The sequence below is a fragment of the Burkholderia sp. BCC1985 genome (assembly GCF_905339915.1).
Classification (GTDB): Bacteria; Pseudomonadota; Gammaproteobacteria; order Burkholderiales; family Burkholderiaceae; genus Burkholderia.
In genome coordinates this window covers 13,956-37,312 of record NZ_CAJPGY010000057.1, presented here as the reverse complement: position 1 = coordinate 37,312, position 23,357 = coordinate 13,956, and the positions used below count along the sequence as shown (strand labels likewise).

Here is a 23,357-nt window from a genome sequence, read left to right as displayed (position 1 = left end):
GCGACGGAATGCGTGCTGGGGCGGCGCAGCGGCGGGGGGGGAGACAGGCGCGACGGCGAACGACCGGCGGCCGAGATGGGCGGGCGGGGAGAGCGCAGGCCAAAGCGGATCGGCGAGGATCGGTGCCGATCGACGCGAATCGGCTGGATCACCGAATCGCCGAATCGCCGAATCGCCGAATCACCGAATCACCGAATCACCAGAATCGGCAGAATCGGCAGAATCACCAGAATCGGCAGAATCACCAGAATCGGCAGAATCGGCAGAATCGCCGCGCCGGCTGCGGCGAGTCGTGTGGAAGGAGGAGCGGTGCGTGCGACGTTGGCGCCGCACTCAATGCGCGCCGGCCTTCGGCTTGCGTGGTGCCTTCTCGAACAGGCGGTCGTAGAGCCAGCGCGGCAGCACGTGCAGCACCTTCGCGACGACGCCCATCTGCCACGGAATCACGCGGAACGCGTGCTGCCGCGCGATCGCGCGCGCGGCGCGGGCCGCGAAGCGGTCGGCGTCCATCAGGAACGGCATCCGGTACGGGTTGTGCGCGGTCATCGGCGTGCGGATGTAGCCGGGCGCGATCGTCACGACGCCGACCCCGGCCGGGCGCAGTTCGACGCGCAGCGCCTCGAGATACTTGATCGCGGCCGATTTGGACGCGCTGTACGCGCCGGAGCCGGGCAGGCCGCGCACGCCGGCGACGCTCGCGACGCCGACCAGCGTGCCGTGGCGCGCGGCCGTCATCGGGCCGACGAACGGCTCGAACGTCGCGACCATCCCGTAGTAGTTGATGTCCATCACGTTGCGGAACGTGGCGAGATCGCCCTGGCCCGTGACGGCGCCCTGGCTGATGCCAGCGTTCGCGATCACGACGTCGGGGCAGCCGTGCGCGGCGATGAACGACGCGGCGGCCGTCGCGAGCGCGTCGGCGTCGCGCACGTCGGCGGAATAGACGGAGACGGACAGCTTGGGAAAGCGTCGCGCGAACGCATCGAGGGCATCGGTGCGGCGCGCGACGAGGGCGAGCGTGGCGCCCTGGCGGGCGTATTCCTCGGCCATCGCGAGGCCGAGCCCGCTCGACGCGCCGGTGATGAAGACCTTCAGCGGAGTAGTCATGCCGGCGCGCGGGCGGGGATCAGAGCTTCTTGTCCTGAACCTGCTTCACGAGGTAGTCGAGCACCTGCGCGGTACCGGGGATGCTGTTCGTGTAAGCCGGGCCCGTCTTGTACTTGCCCTGGACCACGATCGTCGGCACGCCGTCGATCGCGTAGTTCTTCAGCAGCTCGGCCGACTGCTTCACCTGGCCCTGCACGCTGAACGAGTTGTACGCGTCCATGAACTGCTTCTTGTCGACGCCCTGCGTCGCCAGGAAGTCGGCCTGCGCCTGCGGCGTCAGCAGGTAGTTCTTCTGCTTGTGGATCGCGTTGAAGATCGCCGGCGTGACCTTCTCCGAAATGCCGAGCGCCGACACCGCGTAGAACAGCTTCGAGTGCGGGAGGAAATCGTCGCGGAAGGCGACCGGCACGCGCTTGAAGTCGATGTTGTTGCCCTGCTTCTTCACCCAGGCCTCGAGCGTCGGCTCGAATTCGTAGCAGTGCGGGCAGCCGTACCAGAAGAACTCGATGACTTCGACCTTGCCGGCCGGCGCGGACACCGGCTGCGGCGACTTCATCACCTCGAAGTCCTTGCCGGACACCGGTGCCGCGGGCGAAGCCTGGGCGAAGCCGGCTGCGGCCAGGCCGAGGGACAGAAGGAGCGTGCTAAGCAGTTTTTTCATGTTGTGGACGTCGAATCAGTTGCTCGGGTTACGAAACGTAACGGGTTCTGCGTGGGCGCGGCCGGTTGCTTACTGCTTCGTGAAACGGATCACCGCCGTGTCGACACCTGCATCGGACAGGCGCTGGCGGGCCGAGTTCATATCCTCGAATTTCGAGAACGGGCCGACGCGCACGCGGAAATAGGTCACGCCGCTGACATCGCGCTTCGACACCTTCGACTCGAAGCCCTGGAAGCCCAGCCGCGCGCGCTGCTGCTCGGCGTCGCCTTCCGTCTTGTACGCACCGACCTGCAGGAAGTAGCCGGTGTTCGCGTCGCTTGCGGTCGGCGGCTTCGCTGCCGCGGCGGACGTCGCGGACGGCGCCGGCTTCGGCGTGTTCGCGGCCAGTTGCTGTTGCTGCTGTTTCTGCGCGGCAGCCTGCTGCGCCTGCTTCTGCGCGGCGAAGCGCGCGAGGTCGTCCTCGCCGCCTTGCTGCTGCTGCTGTTGCTGCTGTTGCTGCGCCTGTTGCGTCTTCTTCGGCGGCGGCGGGTTGTCGGCCGGCTTCGGCGCGACGGCGACGCCGTTGCCCGACGACGCGTTGTTCGATGCGGTGGTGTTGCTCGAGCCGCTGGTGCTGCCGGAGCCGTTCGTGTTGCCCGACGGCGGCACTTCGACGATCTGCGGTTCGGGCAGCAGGCCGCCCTGGGTCTGGTTCGCGGCCTGGCCCGGCGCGGTGTTGGGCGGCGCGGATTGCGCGGCCTGCGGCACCGGCTGGCCGGGCGTCTTGCCTTGCAGCGCGCGGTTCGGGTCGAACTGCTGCGGCTGGCTCGCGGCGTTGTCGGCCGGCGGCGGCGCGACCTTCGACACGAACGGCGACGGCGACCGCGTGATGTAGAGCGCCACCACCACCGCGATCGCGAGGCCGACGATCAGGCCCAGCACGATTCCAAGAAATGTCCCTCCGGCTTGTTTCGATTGCTTCGAAGTTCGGCGTGGTTGTGCCATTGCTTGAGTCACCTGCAAAAAGAATCGTGAAAAGGCTGCGACGGGCATCCGGCGGCGGGTGCTCCCGTCGCAGGCGCGCCTGCCGCAGCCATTCGCTGCCCGGTCCGGGCCGCCTTACATCTTGGCGGGCGCGGACACGCCGAGCACCGCCAGGCCGTTCTCGAGCACTTGCCGGGTCGCGGCGAGGAGCGCGGCGCGCGCGTTGCGCGGCGCTTCGTCGTCGACCAGCACGCGCTCCGCATTGTAGAACGAGTGGAATTCACCAGCGAGATCGCGCAGGTAGAACGCGACCGCGTGCGGCGCCAGTTCGTTCGCCGCGTGCGTGAGCATGTCCGGATACTCGGCGAGCTTCTGCATCAGCGACACGGCCTGCGGGCTCGTGAGCTGCGACAGGTCGGCACCCGGCAACTGCGCCGCGTCGACGTTGTAACGCGACTTCAGTTCGTTGAGCACCGAGCAGATCCGCGCATGCGCGTACTGGACGTAATAGACCGGGTTCTCGTCGTTCTGTTTCAGCGCGAGGTCGATGTCGAACACGAATTCGGTGTCGGCCTTGCGGGAGATCAGGAAGAAACGGACCGCGTCGCGGCCGCGCGTGATGGTCGCCTCGTCGATCAGGTCGGGGGCCGCTTCCTGGCCCGGCGTCGCGCCGCCCGACCATTCGATCAGGTCGCGCACCGTCACGTAGCTGCCCGCGCGCTTCGACAGCTTCACTTCCTGGCCGTCGCGCATCACGGTGACCATCTTGTGCAGCACGTAGTCGGGATAGCCCTTCGGGATACCGATGTGCAGGCCCTGCAGGCCCGCGCGCACGCGCGCGATCGTGCCGTGGTGGTCCGAACCCTGGATGTTGATCACCTTCGAGAAGCCGCGCTCCCACTTCGTCACGTGGTACGCGACGTCCGGCACGAAGTACGTATACGTGCCGTCGGTCTTGCGCATCACGCGATCCTTGTCGTCGCCCTCGTCGGTCGTGCGCAGCCACAGCGCGCCGTCCTGCTCGTAGGTCATGCCGGCCTTGATCAGCGCGTCGACCGTCTTCTCGACCCGGCCTTCGCTGTACAGCGACGACTCGAGGTAGTACTGGTCGAATTTCACGCCGAACGCCTGCAGGTCCATGTCCTGCTCGTGGCGCAGGTACGCGACCGCGAACTTGCGGATCGCGTCGAGATCGTCGATGTCGCCCGCGCCGGTGACCGGCTCGCCGTCCTTCGCGGCAACCGTCTCGCGGTTCAGGTAGTCGCGTGCGATGTCGGCGATGTATTCGCCGTTGTACGCGGCTTCCGGCCAGCCCGCGTCGCCCGGCTTCAGGCCGCGCGCGCGCGCCTGCGTCGAGATCGCGAGGTTGCCGATCTGCACGCCGGCGTCGTTGTAGTAGAACTCGCGGTGCACCGCGTAGCCCTGGCTCGCGATCACGTTCGCGAGCACGTCGCCGAGCGCCGCCTGGCGGCCGTGGCCGACGTGCAGCGGGCCGGTCGGGTTGGCCGACACGAATTCGAGCAGCACCTGCTTGCCCTTTTCGCGATCGGACGTGCCGAACGCGCGGCCCTGGTCGAACACGGCGGCGATCACCGCCTGCTTCGCGGCGGCCGTCAGGCGCAGGTTGATGAAGCCGGGGCCGGCGATTTCGGCCGCGTCGACGAGCCCTTGCGCGGCCGGCTGGGCCGTCAGCGCGGCGACGATCTGCTCGGCGAGCTGGCGCGGGTTCGTGCCGAGCGGCTTGGCGAGCTGCATCGCGACGTTGCACGCGACGTCGCCGTGCGCCGCGACCTTCGGGCGCTCGAGCGTGATGGCCGGGGCGACGAACGCTGCGTCGGCGCCTTTCAGCGCGTGTGCGACCTGCGTGACGCTATCCGCGAGCAGGGCTTCGAGGGTCTGTTTGTGAGCTGGCAGCATGCTGGTAGAAGGCTTCGTTGGTGGCGGCCGGAAACGCCGGCCGGCCGGCGCGCTTTTTAAGCGCGCGTTTCAGGGATCGCAGAATTTTAACAGGTGCTAATATGCCGCTCAGGCGCCCCGCGTCCGCGAGGCCGGACGCCGGCCTGCCGGCGTCCCCCAACCGCGCCGCGCAGGCACAACAAGATGAAAAGGGAATAGTCATGATTACGTTCAAGAGCAAGGCGGCACAGGATCTCGACGTGCTGAAGGATTTCGCCGTATACGTGCTGGGCCTCGTCGGCAAGCAATTGGGCGAACGCGGTGTCATTACGCACGACGAACTGGACCACGCGATCGCGAAGCTGGAAGGCGCGGTCGCGCAGGCGAAGCAGGAGCGTGCCGAGCACGCCGGCCATTTCCACGAGGACGAAGACGACCACGCGCACCACGAAGTGCCGCCGAGCCTGGCGCAGCGCGTCGCACCGTTCCTGACGATGCTGCGCGAAGCGAAGGCCGGTCAGGCCGACGTGCATTGGGGGTTCTGAACTCCGTAGTCTGGCCGATGCGGATCGCGAGGTCGGCAAGGCAACAACGAGCCTGCTCGATGCAGGCTTTTCTTTTGTCTGATGAAATCCGGGCCGGGCGGCTGGCCGCTCGCCTTGACCGGCAAGGGAAATTCCTTATAATTCAACGCAAGACTATGTGAAAGCGGGTGCGAAAACATAGTGCCGCCCGGGCAACCGGGTCCCACCTGGAGTGGGTATTTCGTCGATGGACGGAAAGAGAATCCCGCATGCGACGGCTGCCGAAAGGCGGCCGTTGGTTTTTCTACGCACGAATCTTCCGGCCTTCCAGGCTCGCGCGCAGCAAGGTGCGCAACGCCACCTTCCGGGCGTCCCGCTGGCGTTTCGTCAGGTCGCCCTCCAGTAGATAGGCGGATTGGACCCGCAGGACAAGCCTGCGCTTTCTCGTCCGATCCTTCGACACCTCGAAAAACACCGCGTACACGCGCTGCGTACCGTCCGACAACACCGTTTCCACCGTGACGAAATTGGGTTGCCGTTCGTCCGCGACGACGATCCGGCGTGCCGGCAGCCCGACGATCACGTCGCGCAACAGTCGTCGCGTGATACCGGTCGGCGCACAGCACACGTGTCTCGCGGCCGTCGTCGTAGATTTCGTCATCCGGGATCGCGTCGCGATCACGCTGGTCCCATTTGAAGCTGCGCGTAAAGCAGTGGCACGAGAACAGCACCAGGACCGTCACGTCGAATCCGGTTTCCAGATCGCAGATGAACGTCAGCGGGCGCAAATGGCTCAGATCCCAGCGCTCGCCGCGGTAGATCGTCGGCGGGAACGAGCTCGCACTGTCAGCTGGCGTTTCGGTGATCCGGATTTCGAAGGTCGGCATGCGGGAACGATTTTGGGAGAAGGGTGCCGTGCCGCCCACGCGCGCGAGCCCCGAGGCTTGGCGTTGTCGCGACTTCGCTTCCGGTTATCTAGAGTAGGAATCCTGATGAATCGTGTCGTTGTGCGACGCGCCCCTTGATCGGGGCGCGTTGCGATGGAAGCCGCGGATGGCGCCGCGGTCGATGCGGTTAAAGCTGCGGCGCGAGCGCGCGGCGCGCGTCGTCGAGCGACAGCTGCATCCGCTGCGCGTAGTCGTCGAGCTGATCCTGCCCGATTTTGCCGACCGAGAAGTAGCGGCTGTCCGGATGCGCGAGATAGAAGCCCGACACGCTGGCCGCCGGCAGCATCGCCAGCGAATCCGTCACGCTCATCCCGATTTCGTCCGCGTGCAGCGCGGCGAACATGTCGCGTTTCACGAGGTGGTCGGGGCAGGCCGGGTAGCCGGGCGCCGGGCGGATGCCCGCGTACTTTTCGGCGATCAGCGCGTCGTTGTCGAGCGTCTCGCCGCTCGCGTAGCCCCACAGTTCGCGGCGCACGCGCGCGTGCATCGCTTCGGCGAACGCTTCCGCGAAGCGGTCGGCGAGCGCCTTCAGCATGATCGCGCTGTAGTCGTCGTGGTCGGCTTCGAACTGCTTTTCCTTGACGTCGACGCCGAGGCCGGCCGTCACCGCGAACATGCCGATGTAGTCGGCGACGCCCGATTCCTTCGGCGCGATGAAGTCGGCAAGCGAGCGGTTCGGGCGCATCACGCCGTCGACCACCGGACGCACGCTCTGCTGACGCAGGTTGCGCCACGTCATCAGCACTTCCGAGCGCGATTCGTCGGTGTAGATCTCGATGTCGTCGTCGTTGACCGTGTTCGCCGGCAGCAGCGAGATCACGCCGTTCGCGGTCAGCCAGCGGCCCTGGATCAGGCGCGCAAGCATCGACTTCGCGTCGGAGAACACGCGCCGCGCCGATTCGCCGACGATCTCGTCGTTCAGGATCGCCGGGTACGGGCCCGCGAGATCCCAGGTCTGGAAGAACGGGCCCCAGTCGATGTAGTTCGCGAGTTCGTTCAGGTCGTAATTCTTGAACACGCGGCGGCCGATGAACTTCGGCTTCACGGGCTGGTAGCCCGCCCAGTCGATCTTCGTCTTGTTCGCGCGCGCCTGCTCGAGCGTGACCATCGGCTGCGCCTTGCGGTTTGCGTGCTGGTCGCGGATTCGTTCGTAATCGGACTTCAGTTCGTCGAGGTACTTCGCCGCGCCTTCGTCCGACAGCAGGTTCGACGCGACCGACACCGAGCGCGACGCGTCCGGCACGTAGACGACCGGGCCTTCGTAGTGCGGCGCGATCTTCACGGCCGTGTGCACGCGCGAGGTCGTCGCGCCGCCGATCAGCAGCGGGATCTTCTTCACGCGGAAGTAGTCGTCGCGCTGCATCTCGGACGCGACGTACGCCATTTCCTCGAGGCTCGGCGTGATGAGGCCCGACAGCCCGATGATGTCCGCGCCCTCGACCTTCGCCTTCGCGAGGATCTCGTTGCACGGGACCATCACGCCCATGTTGACCACTTCGAAGTTGTTGCACTGGAGCACGACCGACACGATGTTCTTGCCGATGTCGTGCACGTCGCCCTTCACGGTCGCGATGACGATCTTGCCTTTCGCGCGCACGTCGCCGCCCGCTTCCGCGAGCAGCCGCTTTTCTTCCTCGATGAACGGGATCAGGTGCGCGACGGCCTGCTTCATCACGCGCGCCGACTTCACGACCTGCGGCAGGAACATCTTGCCCTGGCCGAACAGGTCGCCGACGATGTTCATCCCGTCCATCAGCGGGCCTTCGATCACGTTGATCGGACGGCCGCCGGCCGCGGCGATCTTCGCGCGGACTTCCTCGGTATCCTCGACGATGAAGTTCGTGATGCCGTGCACGAGCGCATGCGAGAGCCGCTTCTCGACCGGCTGGTTGCGCCACTCGAGGTTCTCTTCCTTCTTCGCGCCGCCCGCCTTGAACTTGTCGGCGATCTCGAGCAGGCGGTCGGTCGAATCGTCGCGGCGGTTCAGGATCACGTCCTCGACGCGCTCGCGCAGCTCCGGGTCGAGATCGGCGTACACGCCGAGCTGGCCTGCGTTCACGATACCCATGTCCATGCCCGCCTGGATCGCGTGATACAGGAACACGGTGTGGATCGCCTCGCGCACCGGGTCGTTGCCGCGGAACGAGAACGACACGTTCGACACGCCGCCGCTCACCTTCGCGTACGGCAGGTTCTGCTTGATCCAGCGGGTCGCCTCGATGAAGTCGACCGCGTAGTTGTTGTGCTCCTCGATGCCGGTCGCGACCGCGAAGATGTTCGGATCGAAGATGATGTCTTCCGGCGGGAAGCCGACTTCGTTCACGAGGAAGTCGTACGAGCGCTTGCAGATCTCGGTCTTGCGTGCGTAGGTATCGGCCTGGCCCGTCTCGTCGAATGCCATCACGACCGCGGCCGCGCCGTAGCGGCGGATCAGGTTCGCGTGGCGGCGGAACGCGTCCTCGCCTTCCTTCAGCGAGATCGAGTTCACGATCGCCTTGCCCTGCACGCACTTGAGGCCGGCTTCGATGACTTCCCACTTCGACGAGTCGATCATGATCGGCACGCGCGCAATGTCCGGCTCGGACGCGATCAGGTTCAGGAAGCGCACCATCGCCGCCTTCGAATCGAGCATCGCCTCGTCCATGTTGATGTCGATCACCTGCGCGCCGTTCTCGACCTGCTGGCGCGCGACCGCGAGCGCCTCGTCGAACTGGCCGTTGAGGATCATCCGCGCGAATGCCTTCGAGCCGGTGACGTTGGTGCGTTCACCGACGTTGATGAAGAGCGTTCCGGACGTGACGTTGAACGGCTCGAGGCCGGCAAGGCGCATCATGTGATCGGTCATGGCGGTGCGAATTCTTTTGATGAAGGACGTGGGGCGGTCGGGTCAGGCGTTGTCGCTGTACTGGTTCGGCCAGCGGCGCGGCTTCACGTCGGCAAGCGCCTTCGCGATTTCGGCGATGTGTTCGGGGGTCGTGCCGCAGCAGCCGCCCGCGAGATTCACGAGCCCGGCCTGCGCGAATTCCTTCAGGAGGCCCGACGTGACGTCCGGCGTCTCGTCGAAGCCGGTGTCGCTCATCGGGTTCGGCAGGCCCGCGTTCGGGTAGCACGACACGTAGGTGTCGCACAGCTTCGCGAGCTCGGCGATGTACGGGCGCATCAGCGCCGCGCCGAGCGCGCAGTTCAGGCCGAACGTGAGCGGCTTCGCGTGGCGCAGCGAATTCCAGAACGCCTCGACCGTCTGGCCCGACAGGATGCGGCCCGATGCGTCGGTGACGGTGCCCGAGATCATGATCGGCAGGCGCTCGCCGGTGTCCTCGAACAGTTCGTCGAGCGCGAAGAGGGCGGCCTTCGCGTTCAGCGTGTCGAAGATCGTCTCGACGAGGAACAGGTCGACGCCGCCGTCGAGCAGCGCCTTCGCCTGCTGGTAATACGCGTCGCGCAGCTCGTCGAACGTGACGTTGCGCGCGCCCGGGTCGTTGACGTCCGGCGAGATGCTCGCCGTCTTCGGCGTCGGCCCGATCGCGCCCGCGACGAAGCGCGGTTTGTCGGGCGTCGCGTAGCGGGCCGCCGATTCGCGCGCGAGCCGCGCCGATTCGACGTTCATCTCGACGACGAGGTCTTCCATCCCGTAGTCGGCCTGAGCGACCGTCGTCGCGCCGAAGGTGTTGGTTTCGACGATGTCCGCGCCGGCGGCGAAGTACTGGTCGTGGATCTCGCTGATGATCTGCGGCTGCGTGAGCGACAGCAGCTCGTTGTTGCCCTTGATGTCGCGCGGGAAATCCTTGAAGCGCTCGCCGCGATACGCGGCCTCGTCGAGCTTGTAGCGCTGGATCATCGTGCCCATCGCGCCGTCGAGGATCAGGATGCGCGATTTCAGCAGCGCGGGCAGTGCGGCGCCACGCGTGTAGGGCGCGTCGAGCGGGGCGGAAGCGGCGAGAGGAGTCGCAGACATGGGCGAGAGACCGGCGAAGACGGGAAAACCGTCATTGTAGCCGGTGCGCCGGTGCGCCGCCCGGCCTTGCGCGGCGCGGAGCCGGCCGGCGCGGCATGCGGGTGGCGCGCACGGTCGTGGTGCAGGCAACGGTGCGGGCCCGATGCCTGCGTGCGTGCGGTCTGCGCGCAATGAACGCGCGTACCTGCGCGTACCTGTGTGCGAGGCGCGCACCGGTGGCACCAAACGAAAACCCCCGCCCGGCGAACCGGACGGGGGCTTGGATCGGAGTGCTCGCGGCGCCGCTTAGTGCGGCGAATGGCCCGGTGATGCGCCGGGCCGCGGGTCGTCAGTGCAGGACGACGGGCATCATCATCAGGCTGTCGAACTGTCCGAGGAATTCGTCCACTTCGTCGAGCGACGGTTCATCCTCGATCAGCTGTTTCACGTGCGCGCGGAATCGCTCGGCGAGCTCGCCGTCGATGAAGATCTCGCGCTGGGCGTTCTTGTCGACGATTTCGTATCCGCCGGCATTCATCAGATGGTGGCCGGCCTGCGGCGCAAATTCGACGACGCAGTAGTTGGGGCTGTTGTAGATCATTTGCATGGCGGCACTCCTCTTCGCAGTGGCATCTGGCCTTGTTGTCCCGTAGGTGGGGCGGGCTGTGCCGGTTTCAAGGGGCTTGCGCTGCACACCCCGTTCTCCCGTTTGCGTGGGGTGTATCGGTTAGAAACCAATGTCTATCAAACGTTTCTTATTGTGATCCGGTGGACTGAAATAGTTGTTAAAGAGTGTCATCGGCCATTTCGGCGAGTCCTTTAATCGGTCGAAATTGCCGATTGGTCGATCGTCACGGCGCGGCCGGCGCCGAGGCCGGCGGCGGCGCCGCTGGCGCGGGCGGTTGCACGGCGGGCGGCGGCGTGGGTTGTGCCGGCTCCGCGGCCGGTGCGCTGGCAGGCGCGTTGGTTGCGCCTTCCTTCGTTGCGCCTTGCGTCGCGCCGGCGGTCGGTGCATTCGGCGGGGCGAGCCGGCCGTGCCACAGCAGCTCGATCTGCGAACCGTTCGGTTCCGATTGTACGAGCCTCGCGGGCAGCCAGTCGAGCGACGGCGCGAGCCACATGTCGATGCGGCGCGTGTCGCCGTCGCGGCGCGGCAGCCGCATGAAATGGCGTGCCCGGATGATGCCGGCCTGCGTCTGCACGTCCTCGTCGCCGATCACCGTGATCGGCCAGGTCTCGCCGCTGTTGTTGTCGATCACGAAGAACTGTTGCGTGACGCCCGGCTTGTACGCGGCCGGATTGCCGCGCACGAGCCCCGACAGCTGCATCAGCATGCTGAAGCGATCCTGCACGCCGTCGGGCAGCGGCGCGTTGTTCGGCGTGCGCGTGAAGACCACCTGGCGGATCTCGCGGTTGAAGATCGCGATGTCCTCGGGCCGCTTGCCGCGCTTCTCGACATAGCGGTCGGGCGCGACGCCGAACGCGTCGATGCGGCCTTCGCTCCGGTAGGAGAACGGGCCGACGAACGGCACCGGCATCGACACCGACAGATCGTAGGTGCGCCCGTCGGTGCGCCAGTGGATCGTGCCGATCATGTTCTGCATCCCGTTGTAGAACGTGTCGTACTGCAGGTCGCCGGGCGGCGGCGCCGCGAACTTCACGCCGCTCGTCGCGGGGCCCGGCGTCGCGGCACTGGCGCCACTGGCGGCATCGCCGGACGATGCCGCGTGCGCGCCGGATGCGCCTGTCGTGCCGCTCGCGGCGGAGGCGGCGGCCGGCGGCGGCTCGCCGTGCTCGGCCGTCTGCGTCGACGTGAGGACCGGCTCGGGCGACGGCGCGGCCTTCGGTGCAGGCTTCGGCGTGGCGGGAGCCGGTTTCGCCGGCGCCTGCTCGGCCGGATGTGCGGCCGGATGTTCGGCCGGCTTCGGCGCAGGCTGGCGCTCGATCGGTTGCGGCTTCAGCAATTCGATCTGCACCGGTATCGCGGCGGGCGCGGGCGGCGTGAACGCGTCGCGGCTGCGCGTCAGCCACAAGGCCGCGAGCGCGTGCAGCACCAGCACGACCACGAGCGCGATGCCCACGCGCAGCCAGCGGCGGGGCGGGGCGTGACGAGGACGGGTGTCGGCAGGCGGCATCGGCGAAACGGTACAGGGTTGGGGCGGTCGCGGCGCGCAGCGCGCGTCACAGCCGTCGGACCGCCAGATGCGCCGCGCGTTCGCGGTACATCGCGCGGGTGTCGCACGTGTGTAGCGCGCCCGGCGTGTCAGGCGTGTCAGGCGTCGCGCGCGTCCGGACTATAGCCGAGTTCGTAGGACAGTTTCTGCGCGCAGGCACGCAGCGCGGTGTCGATTTCGCCGCCCCACGCGATGTCGAACATGCCTTCCTGGCCGAGCGCGACGATCGCGAGCGCGAGTTCGCCGACCGCGTCGAACACCGGCATGCAGAACGCATGGATCGTCGGCAGCAGCATCCCTTCGACGCGCGCGGCCTGATGCGCACGCACGTCGGCGAGCACCGCCTCGACCTCGTCGAGCGTGCGCGGGCCGCCGTGATGCGGCGAGCGGCGCGTGTCGGCGAGCTCGCGTTCGAGCATCGCCGCGGTCTTGCTGCGCGGCAGGTACGCGGCGAACAGCAGGCCCGTCGCGGAGCCGAGCAGCGGCATCACGTCGCCGAGCTTCAGCGACGCCTTCGCGGGATGGCTCGATTCCATCCAGTGCACGATCGTCGGCCCCTGGTTGCCCCACACCGCGATGCCGACCGTCTGGTCGACGCGGTCGCGCAGTTCGGTCAGCGCGATCCGCGCGAGCTTCACGCCGTCGACGCGCGCGAGCCGCGCGAGCCCCATCTGCAGCGCGAAGCCGCCGAGCTCGTAGCGGCCCGACACGGGATCCTGCGACACGACGCCGAGCCGCGAGAAGCTGACCAGGTAGCGGTGCGCCTTCGCCGGGCTCATGCCCGCGCGCTGCGCGAGGTCGCGCAGCATCATCGCGCGCGGCTCGCTCGTCAGCACATCGAGCAGGCGGAAGCCGACCTCGATCGACTGGATGCCGGAACGGAGCTTCTCGCCGCCTTCACCGTGTTCGCCGGCGCCGGTGTCGTCGGTGTCGGAATCGGCGGGATCGTCGTCGGGAAGCGGGCTGGCAGGCATGGGCAACGGGGGCGCGACAAGGCGGCAAGGGTCGGGATGAAAACGGCGTGCACGATCGTGGCGCGCCGCACGGATTCACCATCGTAAAATAGATTCCCTCCATCGTCACTACAACGGCAGATACCCCATGAAACTTGCATCGCTGAAGGACGGCACGCGCGACGGCCAGCTGATCGTCGTGTCGCGCGACCTGCACACCGCGGCGATCGCCGATGCGATCGCACCGACGCTGCAGCGCGTCCTCGACGACTGGGCGTTCTACGCGCCGCAACTGCGCGACCTTTACGACGCGCTGAACCACGGCCGCGCACGCAACGCGTTCGCGTTCGATCCGGCGAACTGCATGGCGCCGCTGCCGCGCGCGTTCCAGTGGGCCGACGGCTCCGCGTACGTGAACCACGTCGAGCTCGTGCGGCGCGCGCGCGGCGCCGAGATGCCGCCGGAGTTCTGGACCGATCCGCTGATGTACCAGGGCGGCAGCGACGATTTCCTCGGCGCGCGCGACGACATCGTGTGTCCGTCCGAGGAATGGGGCATCGACTTCGAGGCCGAAGTCGCGGTGATCACCGGCGACGTGCCGATGAGCGCGTCGCCGGACGACGCGCTGAAGGCCGTGCGGCTCGTCACGCTCGTGAACGACGTGTCGCTGCGCAACCTGATTCCGGCCGAACTCGCGAAGGGCTTTGGCTTCTTCCAGAGCAAGCCGGCCACCGCGTTCGCACCGGTCGCGGTGACGCTCGACGAGCTCGGCGACGAATGGCGCGAAGGCCGCGTGCACCGGCCGATGGTCGTCCACTGGAACGGCAGGAAGGTCGGCCAGCCCGACGCGGGCACCGACATGGTGTTCCACTTCGGCCAGCTGATCGCGCACGCGGCGAAGACGCGTAACCTGCGTGCCGGCTCGATCGTCGGCTCGGGCACGGTGTCGAACAAGGACGCGAAGCGCGGCTACTGCTGCATCGCCGAGAAGCGCTGCCTCGAGACGATCGAGCACGGCGCGCCGCAGACCGAATTCATGCGCTACGGCGACACCGTGCGCATCGAGATGTTCGACGCGGCCGGCAAGTCGATCTTCGGCGCGATCGAGCAGGCGGTCGCGCCGCCCGACGGCGCGGCCTGACGCAGACGCGCCAGCCGACGCGAAACCCGGCCCCGGCCCGCGCGCCGGGTTTCGCCTGATGTTTGCCCGCGCGGGCTTGGCTACACTCGATTCAGGCGCTTCAGGCGTCTCGAGAACCCGGGAGCTGCGCATGGCCGATCTCGCCGCATACGGCGGTTACGAAGCACTGAAGGTGACACGCCGCGATCACGGCGTGCTCGACATCGTGATGAGCGGCGAGGGCGCGAACCGCAGCGGCCTCGCGACTGCGAACGAGCGCATGCATCGCGAGCTCGCCGACATCTGGCGCGACGTCGACCGCGATCCCGACACGCGCGTCGCGGTGATCCGCGGCGAGGGCAAGGGCTTTTCGGCGGGCGGCGATCTCGCGCTCGTCGAGGCGATGGCGAACGACTTCGACGTGCGCGCGCGCGTGTGGCGCGAGGCGCGCGACCTCGTCTACAACGTGATCAACTGCAGCAAGCCGATCGTGTCCGCGATGCACGGCCCGGCCGTCGGCGCGGGGCTCGTCGCCGGGCTGCTCGCCGACATCTCGATCGCCGCGAAGGATGCGCGCATCATCGACGGCCATACGCGGCTCGGCGTCGCGGCCGGCGATCACGCGGCGATCGTGTGGCCGCTGTTGTGCGGGATGGCGAAGGCGAAGTACTACCTGCTGCTGTGCGAACCGGTGAGCGGCGAGGAGGCCGAGCGGATCGGCCTCGTGTCGCTCGCGGTCGAGCCGGCCGACCTGCTGCCGAAGGCGTACGAAGTCGCGGAGCGGCTCGCGCACGGATCGCAGTCGGCGATCCGCTGGACCAAGTACGCGCTGAACAACTGGCTGCGCAGCGCCGGGCCGACGTTCGATACGTCGCTCGCGCTCGAATTCATGGGCTTCTCCGGGCCCGACGTGCAGGAAGGCATCCGCTCGCTGCGCGAGCGGCGCCCGCCCGACTTCCCCGGCGACGCACCGTTCTGACGCGCGTTATGATCGAACCAAAGGCGGCCGCTCGATCCGTGCCGGCCGCTTCGCTCCCCCAGTCAACCAGGACGCCCGTATGACGACCGATGCCCCCGGCTCCAATCCTTTCGCCGGCTTTGCCGGTTTCAAGCCTGCCGACATGCTCGACCGGATGTGGGACATGATGCGGATGACGCCGTTCGGCGGGATGGCGTCGTTTCCCGGCACCGCGTCGGGGCTGCCGCCTTCGCTGTCGAGCATGTCCGACATGATGGCGCCGCTCACGAGCGTCGAGGAACTCGACAAGCGGATCACCGATCTGCGTGCGGTCGAGCAATGGCTCAAGCTCAATCTCGGGATGCTGCAGTCCGCGATCCAGGCACTCGAGGTGCAGCGCGCGACGCTCGCGACGCTGCGCGCGTTCGGCGCGTTCGCGCAAAGCTCGATGTCGGCGGCCGAGGAGGCCGCGGTTGCGGCCGCGCAAGCGGCGTCCGCGCCGCGCGCCGACGCGCAGCAAGCGCCGGACGCCGCCGCCGCGGACGCGCCGCCGGCTGGCGACGCCGCGCAACAGGCGTTCGATCCGGCCGGCTGGTGGAACCTGCTGCAGGCGCAGTTCAACCAGCTCGCGAGCCTCGCGATGACGCAGCCGGGGGCGCAGCCCGCGGCACCGGACGACGCTGCACCGCCCGAGCAGGCCGCACCGGCCGCGCGGACGGCACAGCCCGCGCCGGCCGCGGCCGCCGCGCCGCGCAAGCCGGCCGCGAAGCGCGCGAAGCCGGCCGATTCGGCCGCGGCGCGCGCGGCAGCCGCTTCGTCGCCCGAAACGCGTCCGCCGAAGCGCTCGACGTGATGCGAACCGGATAGCAGGTCGATCATGCGGCTCGCGCTCGTGCTGATGGGAGGCGGCGCACGCGCCGCCTATCAGGTCGGCGTGCTGAAGGCGCTGGCCGAAATCGCGCGCGAGGCCGATCCGAACCGGCAGACGGTGCCGTTCACGGTGGTCTGCGGGTCATCGGCCGGCGCGATCAATGCGACGTCGATCGCAAGCCATGCTGACGACTTTTCGCACGGCGTGCGGCGCCTGCTCGAATTCTGGGAGCCGCTGCGCGCGGACTACGTGTATCGCACCGACTGGCTCGGCATCGCCGCGGCGGGCGCACGCTGGCTCGCGACGATGACCTTCGGCTGGGCGGCGCGCCGCTCGCCGCGCGGGCTGCTCGACAACGCGCCGCTCGCGCACCTGCTGCAGCGCGAGCTGAGCTTCCACCGGATCGAGCAGATGCTCGAGGCCCGCCTGCTGCATGCGCTGTCGGTGACGGCGCTCAGCTATTCGAGCGGCCGGCACCTGACCTTCTACCAGGCCGCCGAGCCGATCCAGGCATGGCGGCGCGCGCAGCGCACCGCACGGCTCGTCGATCTGTCGGCGTCGCACCTGCTCGCGTCGTCGGCCATTCCGTTCGTGTTCCCGGCCGTGCCGCTCGTGCTCGACGGCCAGATCGAATACTTCGGCGACGGGTCGATCCGCCAGGTCGCGCCGCTGTCGCCGGCGATCCACTTCGGCGCGGACCGGATCGTCGTCGTCGGCGCGGCCGATCCGCGGCCCGAAATTCCCGCCGCGAACGGCTCGGGGCTGGTGCGCGGTTACCCGACGCCCGCGCAGATCGGCCAGCAGGTGCTCGCGAGCGTGTTTCTCGACTCGATCGGCTCGGACATCGAACGGATCGAGCACATCAACCGGATGATCGAGCATTTGCCGCACCAGGTCGAAGTCGACAGCGGCTGGCGGCACGTCGACGTGCTCGCGATCGCGCCGTCCGAGCGCATCGAGCTGATCGCCGCGAAACACCTGAAGCAGATGCCGGCGACGATGCGCGGGCTGCTCGGCGCGATCGGCGGCAGCCAGCCGGCCGGCGCGTCGTTCGCGAGCTACCTGTTGTTCGAGGAGGCGTTCACGCGCGAGCTGATCGAACTCGGCTACCGCGACGGGCGCGCGCAGCGCGACACGCTGGCGGACTGGATCGCCCGGGCCGACGGCGGCAGCGCGCCGGCGGCCGGCACGCCGCCCGAAGGCGGTCTCGCGACAGGCGAAATACGGGTCTGACCGACAGGCCAGGGCTGGCCCGAAAGCGACCCAGCTTACATTTCGGTTGCGTTTTCGCGACGGGGCCTGCGACCGATCGCCGCACCGCCGTTGGCGGCCCGCGACCGGTTCCGCGTCTCGGAACCGTCATGTGTGCGTGCTATCATGGCCGCCGCCGTATACACCATATCGAGCAGCCCGCCGGTCCGGCGGTCGCACGGGAACCCGTCCGGGGACCGCGTGGCGCCGGGCGGGCTCGCCACCGAGCCGGCCTGCGCCGGCCCCCACATCAGGCACGCGCGGTCGGTTCCGTTCGAGCGGAGCGGGGTCGCGGCGTGCTTCAAGGCGGCTACGCGGCCGCCCGGCTGCCGAACGCGGAATCTGCGTCCGGGGGCTGGATTCACGCGTAAAATTAGAGTCTTGGCTGCAAAAAGCGCGTTCGCGCGCCCGCGCGGCAACAGTCACGTTTAGAGAAGTCGCATTGCGCAGAACAGGGGTGGGACCATCATGAACACCATGCTTTATCCGGAACTTTACAGGTCGCTCGAAGCTGTCCGCTGGGACATGGAGAAGGACATTCCGTGGGACAAGTTCGACGCTTCGCTGCTCACCGACGAGCAGGCGAAGACGATCAAGATGAACGCGATCACCGAATGGTCGGCGCTGCCCGCGACGGAAATGTTCCTGCGCGACAACCAGCACGACAGCGACTTTTCCGCGTTCATGAGCGTGTGGTTCTTCGAGGAGCAGAAGCATTCGCTCGTGCTGATGGAATACCTGCGCCGCTTCCGGCCGGAAATGGTGCCTACCGAAGAGGAACTGCACGCGGTGCGCTTCGAGTTCGACCCGGCGCCGCCGCTCGAGACGCTGATGCTGCACTTCTGCGGCGAGATCCGCCTGAACCACTGGTATCGCTGCGCGGCCGACTGGCACACCGAACCGGTCATCAAGCACATCTACGAAACGATCTCGCGCGATGAAGCGCGCCACGGCGGCGCTTACCTGCGCTATATGAAGAAGGCGCTGAACAACTGCGGCGACGTCGCGCGCGCGGCGTTCGCGAAGATCGGCGTGCTGATGGCGTCGGCGCGCCGCACCGAGAAGCCGCTGCACCCGACCAACCTGCACGTGAACCAGGCGCTGTTCCCGCGCGACACCGTGCAGTCGCGCCTGCCCGATCCGGAATGGCTCGAGCGCTGGCTCGACGAGCAGATCCGCTTCGACGGCGAGTGGGAAAAGAAGGTCGTCGAGCGGATCCTGCACAACCTGTCGATCCTGTTCGAGCGAACCTTCGCGACCGCGCAGGAACTGAACCGCTATCGCAAGGAAGTCACCGGCCGCCTGCAGTCCGAAAGCGGCCCGTCGTCGGCCGCGCAACCGGCCTGAGGCCGCGCGGCGTCGCAGCCGGCGTGAAGCGCCGCCGGCCGCGCTCGCCGCCCCGTATTCCCGCATGAAGCCCGCCCGGCGATCCGGCGGGCTTTTTATCTGGCGCCGCCGTGTTCCGTCGCGACGTGCACCGCGCGCCGCTCACGCCATCCGAAATCCATCATGCCCGCTACCTTCGAACGCAAGCTGATCACCCGTGACGCCCTGGTTGCGCTGCGCGCTTCGCTGCCTTCGCCCGTCGTGTTCACGAACGGCGTGTTCGACATCCTGCACCGTGGCCACGTCACCTATCTCGCCGATGCGAAGGCGCTCGGCGCATGCCTGATCGTCGGCGTGAACAGCGATGCGTCGGTGCGCATGCTCGGCAAGGGCGACGACCGGCCGATCAACCGCGAGGAAGACCGCATGGCGCTGCTCGCGGCGCTGGAAAGCGTCGACTGGGTCGTGAAGTTCGAGGAGAAGACGCCGGTATCGCTGATCGAGGCCGTCCGTCCGGACATTCTCGTGAAGGGCGGCGACTACGACATGGACGCGCTGCCGGAATCGGCGATCGTGCGCGGCTGGGGCGGGCGGGCGCTCGCGATTCCGTTCGAGCACGACCGCTCGACCACCGCGCTGCTGAAGAAGGTGCGCGCGCAGCAGTCCTGATGCGGGTGCCGCGCCGTCAGGGCGCGGATGCCGCGAACGGCTCGGCCGGGACGGCCGGCGCGCCGATCACCGGCTGATCGGCCGCCTGCGCGAGCGGCATCGCATGCAGCGCCTCGGGCCGCACCTGCCGGGACAGCACGCCCGGTTCGCGCGGACCGGCCGCCGGCAGCGGCCCGAACACGCCGCGCACGGCGACGAACGCGAGCAGGTTCGCGAGAAAGAGAACAGCGATCAGCCAGCGCAGCATCGTCGACACTCCTCGTCGTCGTTCAGTCGTTCGGTCGTTCGGTCGTTCAGTCGGCGCGATGCCGGCCGGTTTTACGTCAATCCTGCGCCGCCGCTTCCGCGGCGATCAGCGCAAGCCCGGACAGGATCAGCGCATCGTGCCGCGTATGCGGCAGCGTCAGCGCACGCGCGACGTCGTCGGCCGCACCGCCTGCCAGCACGAGCCGCACGGGGGCCTGCCACGCATCGGCGAGATCGCGCCACGCGCGTTCGATCAGCCCCGCCTGCGCGTACAGGCAGCCGGCCGACAGCGAGCGCGGCGTATCGACCTGGAACGGCTCGGCCTGCGCGCCCGCGAGCAGCCCGCTCGCGATGTCGGTGGTCAGCGTCGGCAATTGCGCGGTGTGCGTGCCGAGCGCGTGCATCATCAGCGCCCAGCCCGGCGCGATCAGCCCGCCGGTGAAACGACCGTCCGCACGCAGCGCTTCGAGCGTCGTCGCCGTGCCGAACGTCGCGATCAGCAGATGCTCGCCCGGAAACGCCGCATGCGCGCCGATCAAACCGGCCCAGCGATCGCTGCCGAGCTGTTCGGGCGTCGTATAGCCGTTCGTCACGCCGCATTGCGCGGGCCGCGAGCGGATCGTCGTGCGCGGCAGGCCGGGCCAACGGGCGTCGAGCAGCGCGTCGAGCCGGGCGGCCACGTCGGCACCCGCGACGTTCGAGATCCATGCGCCGCGCGGACGCGGCACGGCCGACCAGTCGGGATCGGCGCCGCCGTCGCGCGTATGGCCGAACGCGCCGGTGTCGACGAGCGTGCGCTGCGCGTCGGCGAGCGCCCACTTGATCCGGCTGTTGCCGGCGTCGATCAGCAGATGCGGTTCGTTCATTGCGCTTCGCGCAGCGATACGTCGCCGGCCGCGATCGCCCGCACGCCATCGGGCGTGTCGAGCAGCAACTGGCCGGTCGCGTCGATGCCGGTCGCGATGCCGCGCACGCGTTCGACACCCTGTTCGAGCAGCACGACTTCGCGCCCCGCGTATGCGTGCAGCGCGTGCCAGCGCGGCAGGAACGGCGCGAGCCCGTCGGTGCCGAACTGCGCGAGGGCGGGGGTGAGCGCGTTCAGCGCGGCGGCGAGCGTATCGGTGAGGTTGGCCGATGCGCACGCCGCCGACAGCGCGGCCGGCGGCAGCCCGCTCGCGAGCGTCGCTTCGCGCGCGCGCAGCGCGTCGACCTGCGCGGCGACGGCTTCCGCGCCGCGCACGTTGATGCCGAAGCCGATCACGACGGCGGTCGCGTCGGCGGTGGTCCAGACGGTTTCGATCAGGATCCCGGCGAGCTTGCCGACGATGCGCGGCGTGCCGTCGTCGGTGACCGTCAGCAGCAGGTCGTTCGGCCATTTGAGCGCGACGCGCGTGCGGGCGTCGAGCGGCAGCGCGGCGAGCCCTTCCGCGAGCGCGACGCCGATCGCGATGCTGAGGCCGCCGAGCGCGTCCACGGGGCGCGGCACGATGCAGCCGACCGAGCACAGCAGCGCGTTGCCGGGCTGCGCGAACCACGGGCGGCCTTGCCGGCCGCGGCCGGCCGTCTGCTCGAACGCGACGCGCACGAGCGGCGCGGGCAGCGCGTTCGCGGCGCGCGGCAGCGCCTTGAGGCGCGTCGCGACGTCGGCGTTGGTCGAGCCGGTGGCGGCAACGATGTCGAGCGGCCACGCGCGCGGCGCGGCATCCAGGTGCGCCTCGAGCCGGTTGCGCGCGATGTGCGCGTCGCCGGAATCGGGCGTGTCGGAGGAGGTGGGGGCGTTCATGGTGGCTATTGTAGCGACAGGGGCGCAAGGGGCGCGTGGAAGCACCGGCAGCAAGATCGACGATGATGGCCGCGCATCCGGCGCGGCTACCTGTTTTTCAGGCTCGGCTTGCACGGATGCGCGAATGCTCGCGGTCGGTGTCCTGCTTGACCGCGGGCCTGTTGCCGCTTTGCCTGCCGAACCCGGCACAGTCGCGTACCGCCGCCGGCCGGCATCTTGAATTTGGCGACCGGCACGACTACGTTCGAAGTATCCGCTGTGGCGGCGCGTTCGACGGTGTTGCCGGCAGTAACGCAGACGAATCGGCGCGCGCCGGCGCGTCCTCGTCGTTGCCGCATCGACGGAAATGGCGATGAACCCGCTTCATTCGGGTTCGAGCCCGTCCAGCCTGTTCGCGCGCCTTCACCGCAAGACGCGCCGGATCGCCGATGTCGCCGGGCTCCCGACGACGTGCGCCTGTCGCCGGCTGATGGACTCGCTCGAGTCGGCATGGTCGGCGGTGCGCGCGGGTACGTCGCATACGCACCGGCGCTGATGCGACGGCCGACCGTTTTCAAGGAGGTGGCCATGCAACTCCACATGCATTCGCACCATTACGTGCGCCGCATTCCGGTGTGGCGAGCCGCCGTGATCGGCGGGTGCGTGGCTGGCGCGGTTTTCCTCGTCGTCCAGGTCGTCGCGGCGGCAATCATCGGACACGACGCGTGGGCGCCGCTGCGCATGATCGCGGCCATCTACTTCGGCGATGACGCGCTCGCGCCGTCGGCCACGGTCGAAGTGGGGACGCTGCTGGCCGCGCTGGGCGTGCACTTCGCGTTGTCGATCGTATTTGCGCTGGTCCTGGCCGTGATCATTGCGTGTTTCAGCCTGGATTCGAGCATCGGGATGGCCAGCGTGGCGGGGGCCGTATTCGGCGTGCTGCTGTACGTGGTCAACTACTACGGCATGACACAGTTGTTCCCGTGGTTCGCCGACGCGCGAGGCTGGGTGAGCGCGCTCGATCACATCGTCTTCGGACTGATCGTGTCCGACTCGTACATGCGCCTGGAGCGACCCGCGCGGAGCGGCGCCGCCTGACGGCGGATGCCGCGACGGCACCCGGCCAGGCGGCTCGCGCGCATCACGGCGCGATGACCGGGTGCTTCAGCGCATGCGCGGTTTCGATCCACTGCGCGTGGAATTCGTCCGCGTCGGGCTTGAGCCCCAGCTCGCCGTTGCGATACGCCATCGCGAGCGTCTGCACGGCTTCCGGCAGCTCGTGTTCCGCCGCCCGGCGATACAGCGCGAGCGCGCGCGCTTCGTCGCGCGGCACGCCGCTGCCTTCGCGGTACGCGTTCGCGAGCATGAAGTCCGCGGCCGGGAGGTCCGCGCGCGACGCGAGCTCGAACCAGTGCGCGGCCTGCACCGGATCGGCCGCGATCCCGTAGCCACTCCGATAGATCAGCCCGAGGTAATACGCGGCGGCTGGATCGCCCCGTCCGGCCGCTTCGCCGAGCAGCGCGCGGGCGCGTGCGTAATCCTTCGGGATGTCGCCGCTGCCGAGCAGCAGAGCCTTGCCGAGTGCCAGCTGCGCACGCCGCGCGGCCGGCGTGTCGGCACGGCCGTCCGCCTGCGCGGCGGTTTCGAGCCAGCCGCGTCCCTCGTCGCGCAGCCCCGGCTCGCGCGCATCGACCAGCGCGATGCCGAGCGCCGCCTGCGCGTCGCCCGAACCGCGGCGCGCGAGGGTGCGCAACTGCGCGAGCGCGTGCGGCTCGACGGCCTGCGCGACCATCGCCTGCCATTCGTCGAGCTGCGCGGCGCTCGGCGCGGGGCCGGTGGCGCGCCAGCCGGTCGCGGCGACCACGGCCGCGACGGTCACGGCCGCCGCCGCCAGCAACGCGGCCGGCGGGAGTTTCGCGCGCAGCAGGCGCCGCGCGGCGGCGGTGAAGCCGGCCTCGGCCGGCCGCATCGTCCGGATCGGTTGCATCGCGGGTC

General features: G+C 68.7%; 23 protein-coding genes. 9 read left to right on the top strand and 14 right to left on the bottom strand.

Annotated features, from left to right (window positions below; genetic code table 11):
• Positions 1–333 precede the first annotated feature (333 nt).
• The 4 genes from U4Z31_RS33480 to argS form a co-directional block, all read right to left on the bottom strand.
• The gene (locus U4Z31_RS33480; protein ID WP_044846187.1) at positions 334–1,107 is read right to left on the bottom strand and encodes an SDR family oxidoreductase; all 774 of its coding nucleotides are present in this window, start codon (positions 1,105–1,107) and stop codon (positions 334–336) included.
• A 19-nt stretch (positions 1,108–1,126) separates the two neighbouring features.
• The gene (locus U4Z31_RS33475) at positions 1,127–1,768 is read right to left on the bottom strand and encodes a thiol:disulfide interchange protein DsbA/DsbL (protein WP_321812622.1); all 642 of its coding nucleotides are present in this window, start codon (positions 1,766–1,768) and stop codon (positions 1,127–1,129) included.
• A 69-nt stretch (positions 1,769–1,837) separates the two neighbouring features.
• Complete coding sequence (locus U4Z31_RS33470; protein ID WP_321812621.1) at positions 1,838–2,752, bottom strand: SPOR domain-containing protein; 915 nt, start codon at positions 2,750–2,752, stop codon at positions 1,838–1,840.
• A 114-nt stretch (positions 2,753–2,866) separates the two neighbouring features.
• Positions 2,867–4,648, bottom strand: coding sequence for an arginine--tRNA ligase (gene argS, locus U4Z31_RS33465; RefSeq protein ID WP_044846190.1), 1,782 nt, complete (start codon positions 4,646–4,648; stop codon positions 2,867–2,869).
• A 200-nt stretch (positions 4,649–4,848) separates the two neighbouring features.
• Between argS and U4Z31_RS33460 the strand changes: the two genes are divergently transcribed.
• On the top strand, positions 4,849–5,172 hold the full coding sequence (locus tag U4Z31_RS33460) for a DUF1840 domain-containing protein (protein ID WP_044846191.1): 324 nt from the start codon (positions 4,849–4,851) through the stop codon (positions 5,170–5,172).
• Positions 5,173–5,455: 283 nt separating this feature from the next.
• On the opposite strand, the gene U4Z31_RS33455 is transcribed toward U4Z31_RS33460, so the two are convergent.
• The 6 genes from U4Z31_RS33455 to U4Z31_RS33430 form a co-directional block, all read right to left on the bottom strand.
• A complete protein-coding gene (locus U4Z31_RS33455) occupies positions 5,456–5,743 on the bottom strand; it encodes a hypothetical protein (protein ID WP_321812620.1) in 288 nt (95 codons plus the stop codon).
• Positions 5,744–6,225: 482 nt separating this feature from the next.
• Positions 6,226–8,955, bottom strand: coding sequence for a methionine synthase (gene metH / locus U4Z31_RS33450; protein WP_415750322.1), 2,730 nt, complete (start codon positions 8,953–8,955; stop codon positions 6,226–6,228).
• 30 nt (positions 8,956–8,985) lie between these two features.
• A complete protein-coding gene (locus U4Z31_RS33445; protein ID WP_321812619.1) occupies positions 8,986–10,053 on the bottom strand; it encodes a homocysteine S-methyltransferase family protein in 1,068 nt (355 codons plus the stop codon).
• Between the two features lie 328 nt (positions 10,054–10,381).
• Positions 10,382–10,639: a DUF3567 domain-containing protein gene (locus tag U4Z31_RS33440; RefSeq protein ID WP_006477667.1), complete on the bottom strand. Its 258-nt coding sequence runs from the start codon at positions 10,637–10,639 to the stop codon at positions 10,382–10,384.
• 244 nt (positions 10,640–10,883) lie between these two features.
• Positions 10,884–12,167, bottom strand: a complete 1,284-nt coding sequence (locus tag U4Z31_RS33435) for a DUF3108 domain-containing protein (protein WP_321812618.1) — start codon at positions 12,165–12,167, stop codon at positions 10,884–10,886.
• A 137-nt stretch (positions 12,168–12,304) separates the two neighbouring features.
• Positions 12,305–13,180, bottom strand: a complete 876-nt coding sequence (locus U4Z31_RS33430) for an IclR family transcriptional regulator (protein WP_044846196.1) — start codon at positions 13,178–13,180, stop codon at positions 12,305–12,307.
• Between the two features lie 127 nt (positions 13,181–13,307).
• Here U4Z31_RS33430 and U4Z31_RS33425 point away from each other — a divergent pair, with 127 nt between their 5' ends.
• The 6 genes from U4Z31_RS33425 to rfaE2 all read left to right on the top strand — a co-directional run bounded on the left by U4Z31_RS33425 (position 13,308) and on the right by rfaE2 (position 19,354).
• A complete protein-coding gene (locus U4Z31_RS33425) occupies positions 13,308–14,300 on the top strand; it encodes a fumarylacetoacetate hydrolase family protein (RefSeq protein WP_321812617.1) in 993 nt (330 codons plus the stop codon).
• Between the two features lie 130 nt (positions 14,301–14,430).
• Positions 14,431–15,258, top strand: coding sequence for an enoyl-CoA hydratase/isomerase family protein (locus U4Z31_RS33420; protein WP_059600022.1), 828 nt, complete (start codon positions 14,431–14,433; stop codon positions 15,256–15,258).
• A gap of 79 nt (positions 15,259–15,337) precedes the next feature.
• Complete coding sequence (locus U4Z31_RS33415; protein WP_321812616.1) at positions 15,338–16,090, top strand: PhaM family polyhydroxyalkanoate granule multifunctional regulatory protein; 753 nt, start codon at positions 15,338–15,340, stop codon at positions 16,088–16,090.
• Positions 16,091–16,114: 24 nt separating this feature from the next.
• Positions 16,115–17,341: a patatin-like phospholipase family protein gene (locus U4Z31_RS33410; RefSeq protein ID WP_044846772.1), complete on the top strand. Its 1,227-nt coding sequence runs from the start codon at positions 16,115–16,117 to the stop codon at positions 17,339–17,341.
• Positions 17,342–17,827: 486 nt separating this feature from the next.
• Positions 17,828–18,706 (top strand): ferritin, encoded by an 879-nt coding sequence (locus U4Z31_RS33405; protein ID WP_059451551.1) that lies wholly within the window; start codon positions 17,828–17,830, stop codon positions 18,704–18,706.
• A gap of 162 nt (positions 18,707–18,868) precedes the next feature.
• Positions 18,869–19,354 (top strand): D-glycero-beta-D-manno-heptose 1-phosphate adenylyltransferase, encoded by a 486-nt coding sequence (gene rfaE2 / locus U4Z31_RS33400; RefSeq protein ID WP_151068638.1) that lies wholly within the window; start codon positions 18,869–18,871, stop codon positions 19,352–19,354.
• A gap of 16 nt (positions 19,355–19,370) precedes the next feature.
• Here the strand turns inward: rfaE2 and U4Z31_RS33395 are convergent, their stop codons facing one another.
• From U4Z31_RS33395 to U4Z31_RS33385, 3 genes are all read right to left on the bottom strand, one after another.
• Positions 19,371–19,601 (bottom strand): hypothetical protein, encoded by a 231-nt coding sequence (locus U4Z31_RS33395; protein ID WP_321812615.1) that lies wholly within the window; start codon positions 19,599–19,601, stop codon positions 19,371–19,373.
• A gap of 76 nt (positions 19,602–19,677) precedes the next feature.
• The gene (locus U4Z31_RS33390; RefSeq protein WP_321812614.1) at positions 19,678–20,466 is read right to left on the bottom strand and encodes a type III pantothenate kinase; all 789 of its coding nucleotides are present in this window, start codon (positions 20,464–20,466) and stop codon (positions 19,678–19,680) included.
• Positions 20,463–21,383, bottom strand: a complete 921-nt coding sequence (locus U4Z31_RS33385; RefSeq protein ID WP_044846767.1) for a biotin--[acetyl-CoA-carboxylase] ligase — start codon at positions 21,381–21,383, stop codon at positions 20,463–20,465. Before U4Z31_RS33385 ends, U4Z31_RS33390 begins: the two co-directional genes overlap by 4 nt.
• A 352-nt stretch (positions 21,384–21,735) precedes the next feature.
• On the opposite strand from U4Z31_RS33385, the gene U4Z31_RS33380 reads away from it, so the two are divergent.
• Both U4Z31_RS33380 and U4Z31_RS33375 read left to right on the top strand, forming a co-directional pair.
• Positions 21,736–21,918 carry a hypothetical protein gene (locus U4Z31_RS33380; protein ID WP_321812613.1) on the top strand — a complete coding sequence of 61 codons (183 nt, stop codon included), beginning with the start codon at positions 21,736–21,738 and terminating at the stop codon, positions 21,916–21,918.
• Positions 21,919–21,950: 32 nt separating this feature from the next.
• The gene (locus tag U4Z31_RS33375; protein ID WP_044846766.1) at positions 21,951–22,460 is read left to right on the top strand and encodes a hypothetical protein; all 510 of its coding nucleotides are present in this window, start codon (positions 21,951–21,953) and stop codon (positions 22,458–22,460) included.
• Between the two features lie 43 nt (positions 22,461–22,503).
• Here U4Z31_RS33375 and U4Z31_RS33370 read toward each other — a convergent pair whose 3' ends face one another.
• Positions 22,504–23,349, bottom strand: a complete 846-nt coding sequence (locus tag U4Z31_RS33370) for a tetratricopeptide repeat protein (RefSeq protein ID WP_321812612.1) — start codon at positions 23,347–23,349, stop codon at positions 22,504–22,506.
• Positions 23,350–23,357: the final 8 nt, after the last annotated feature.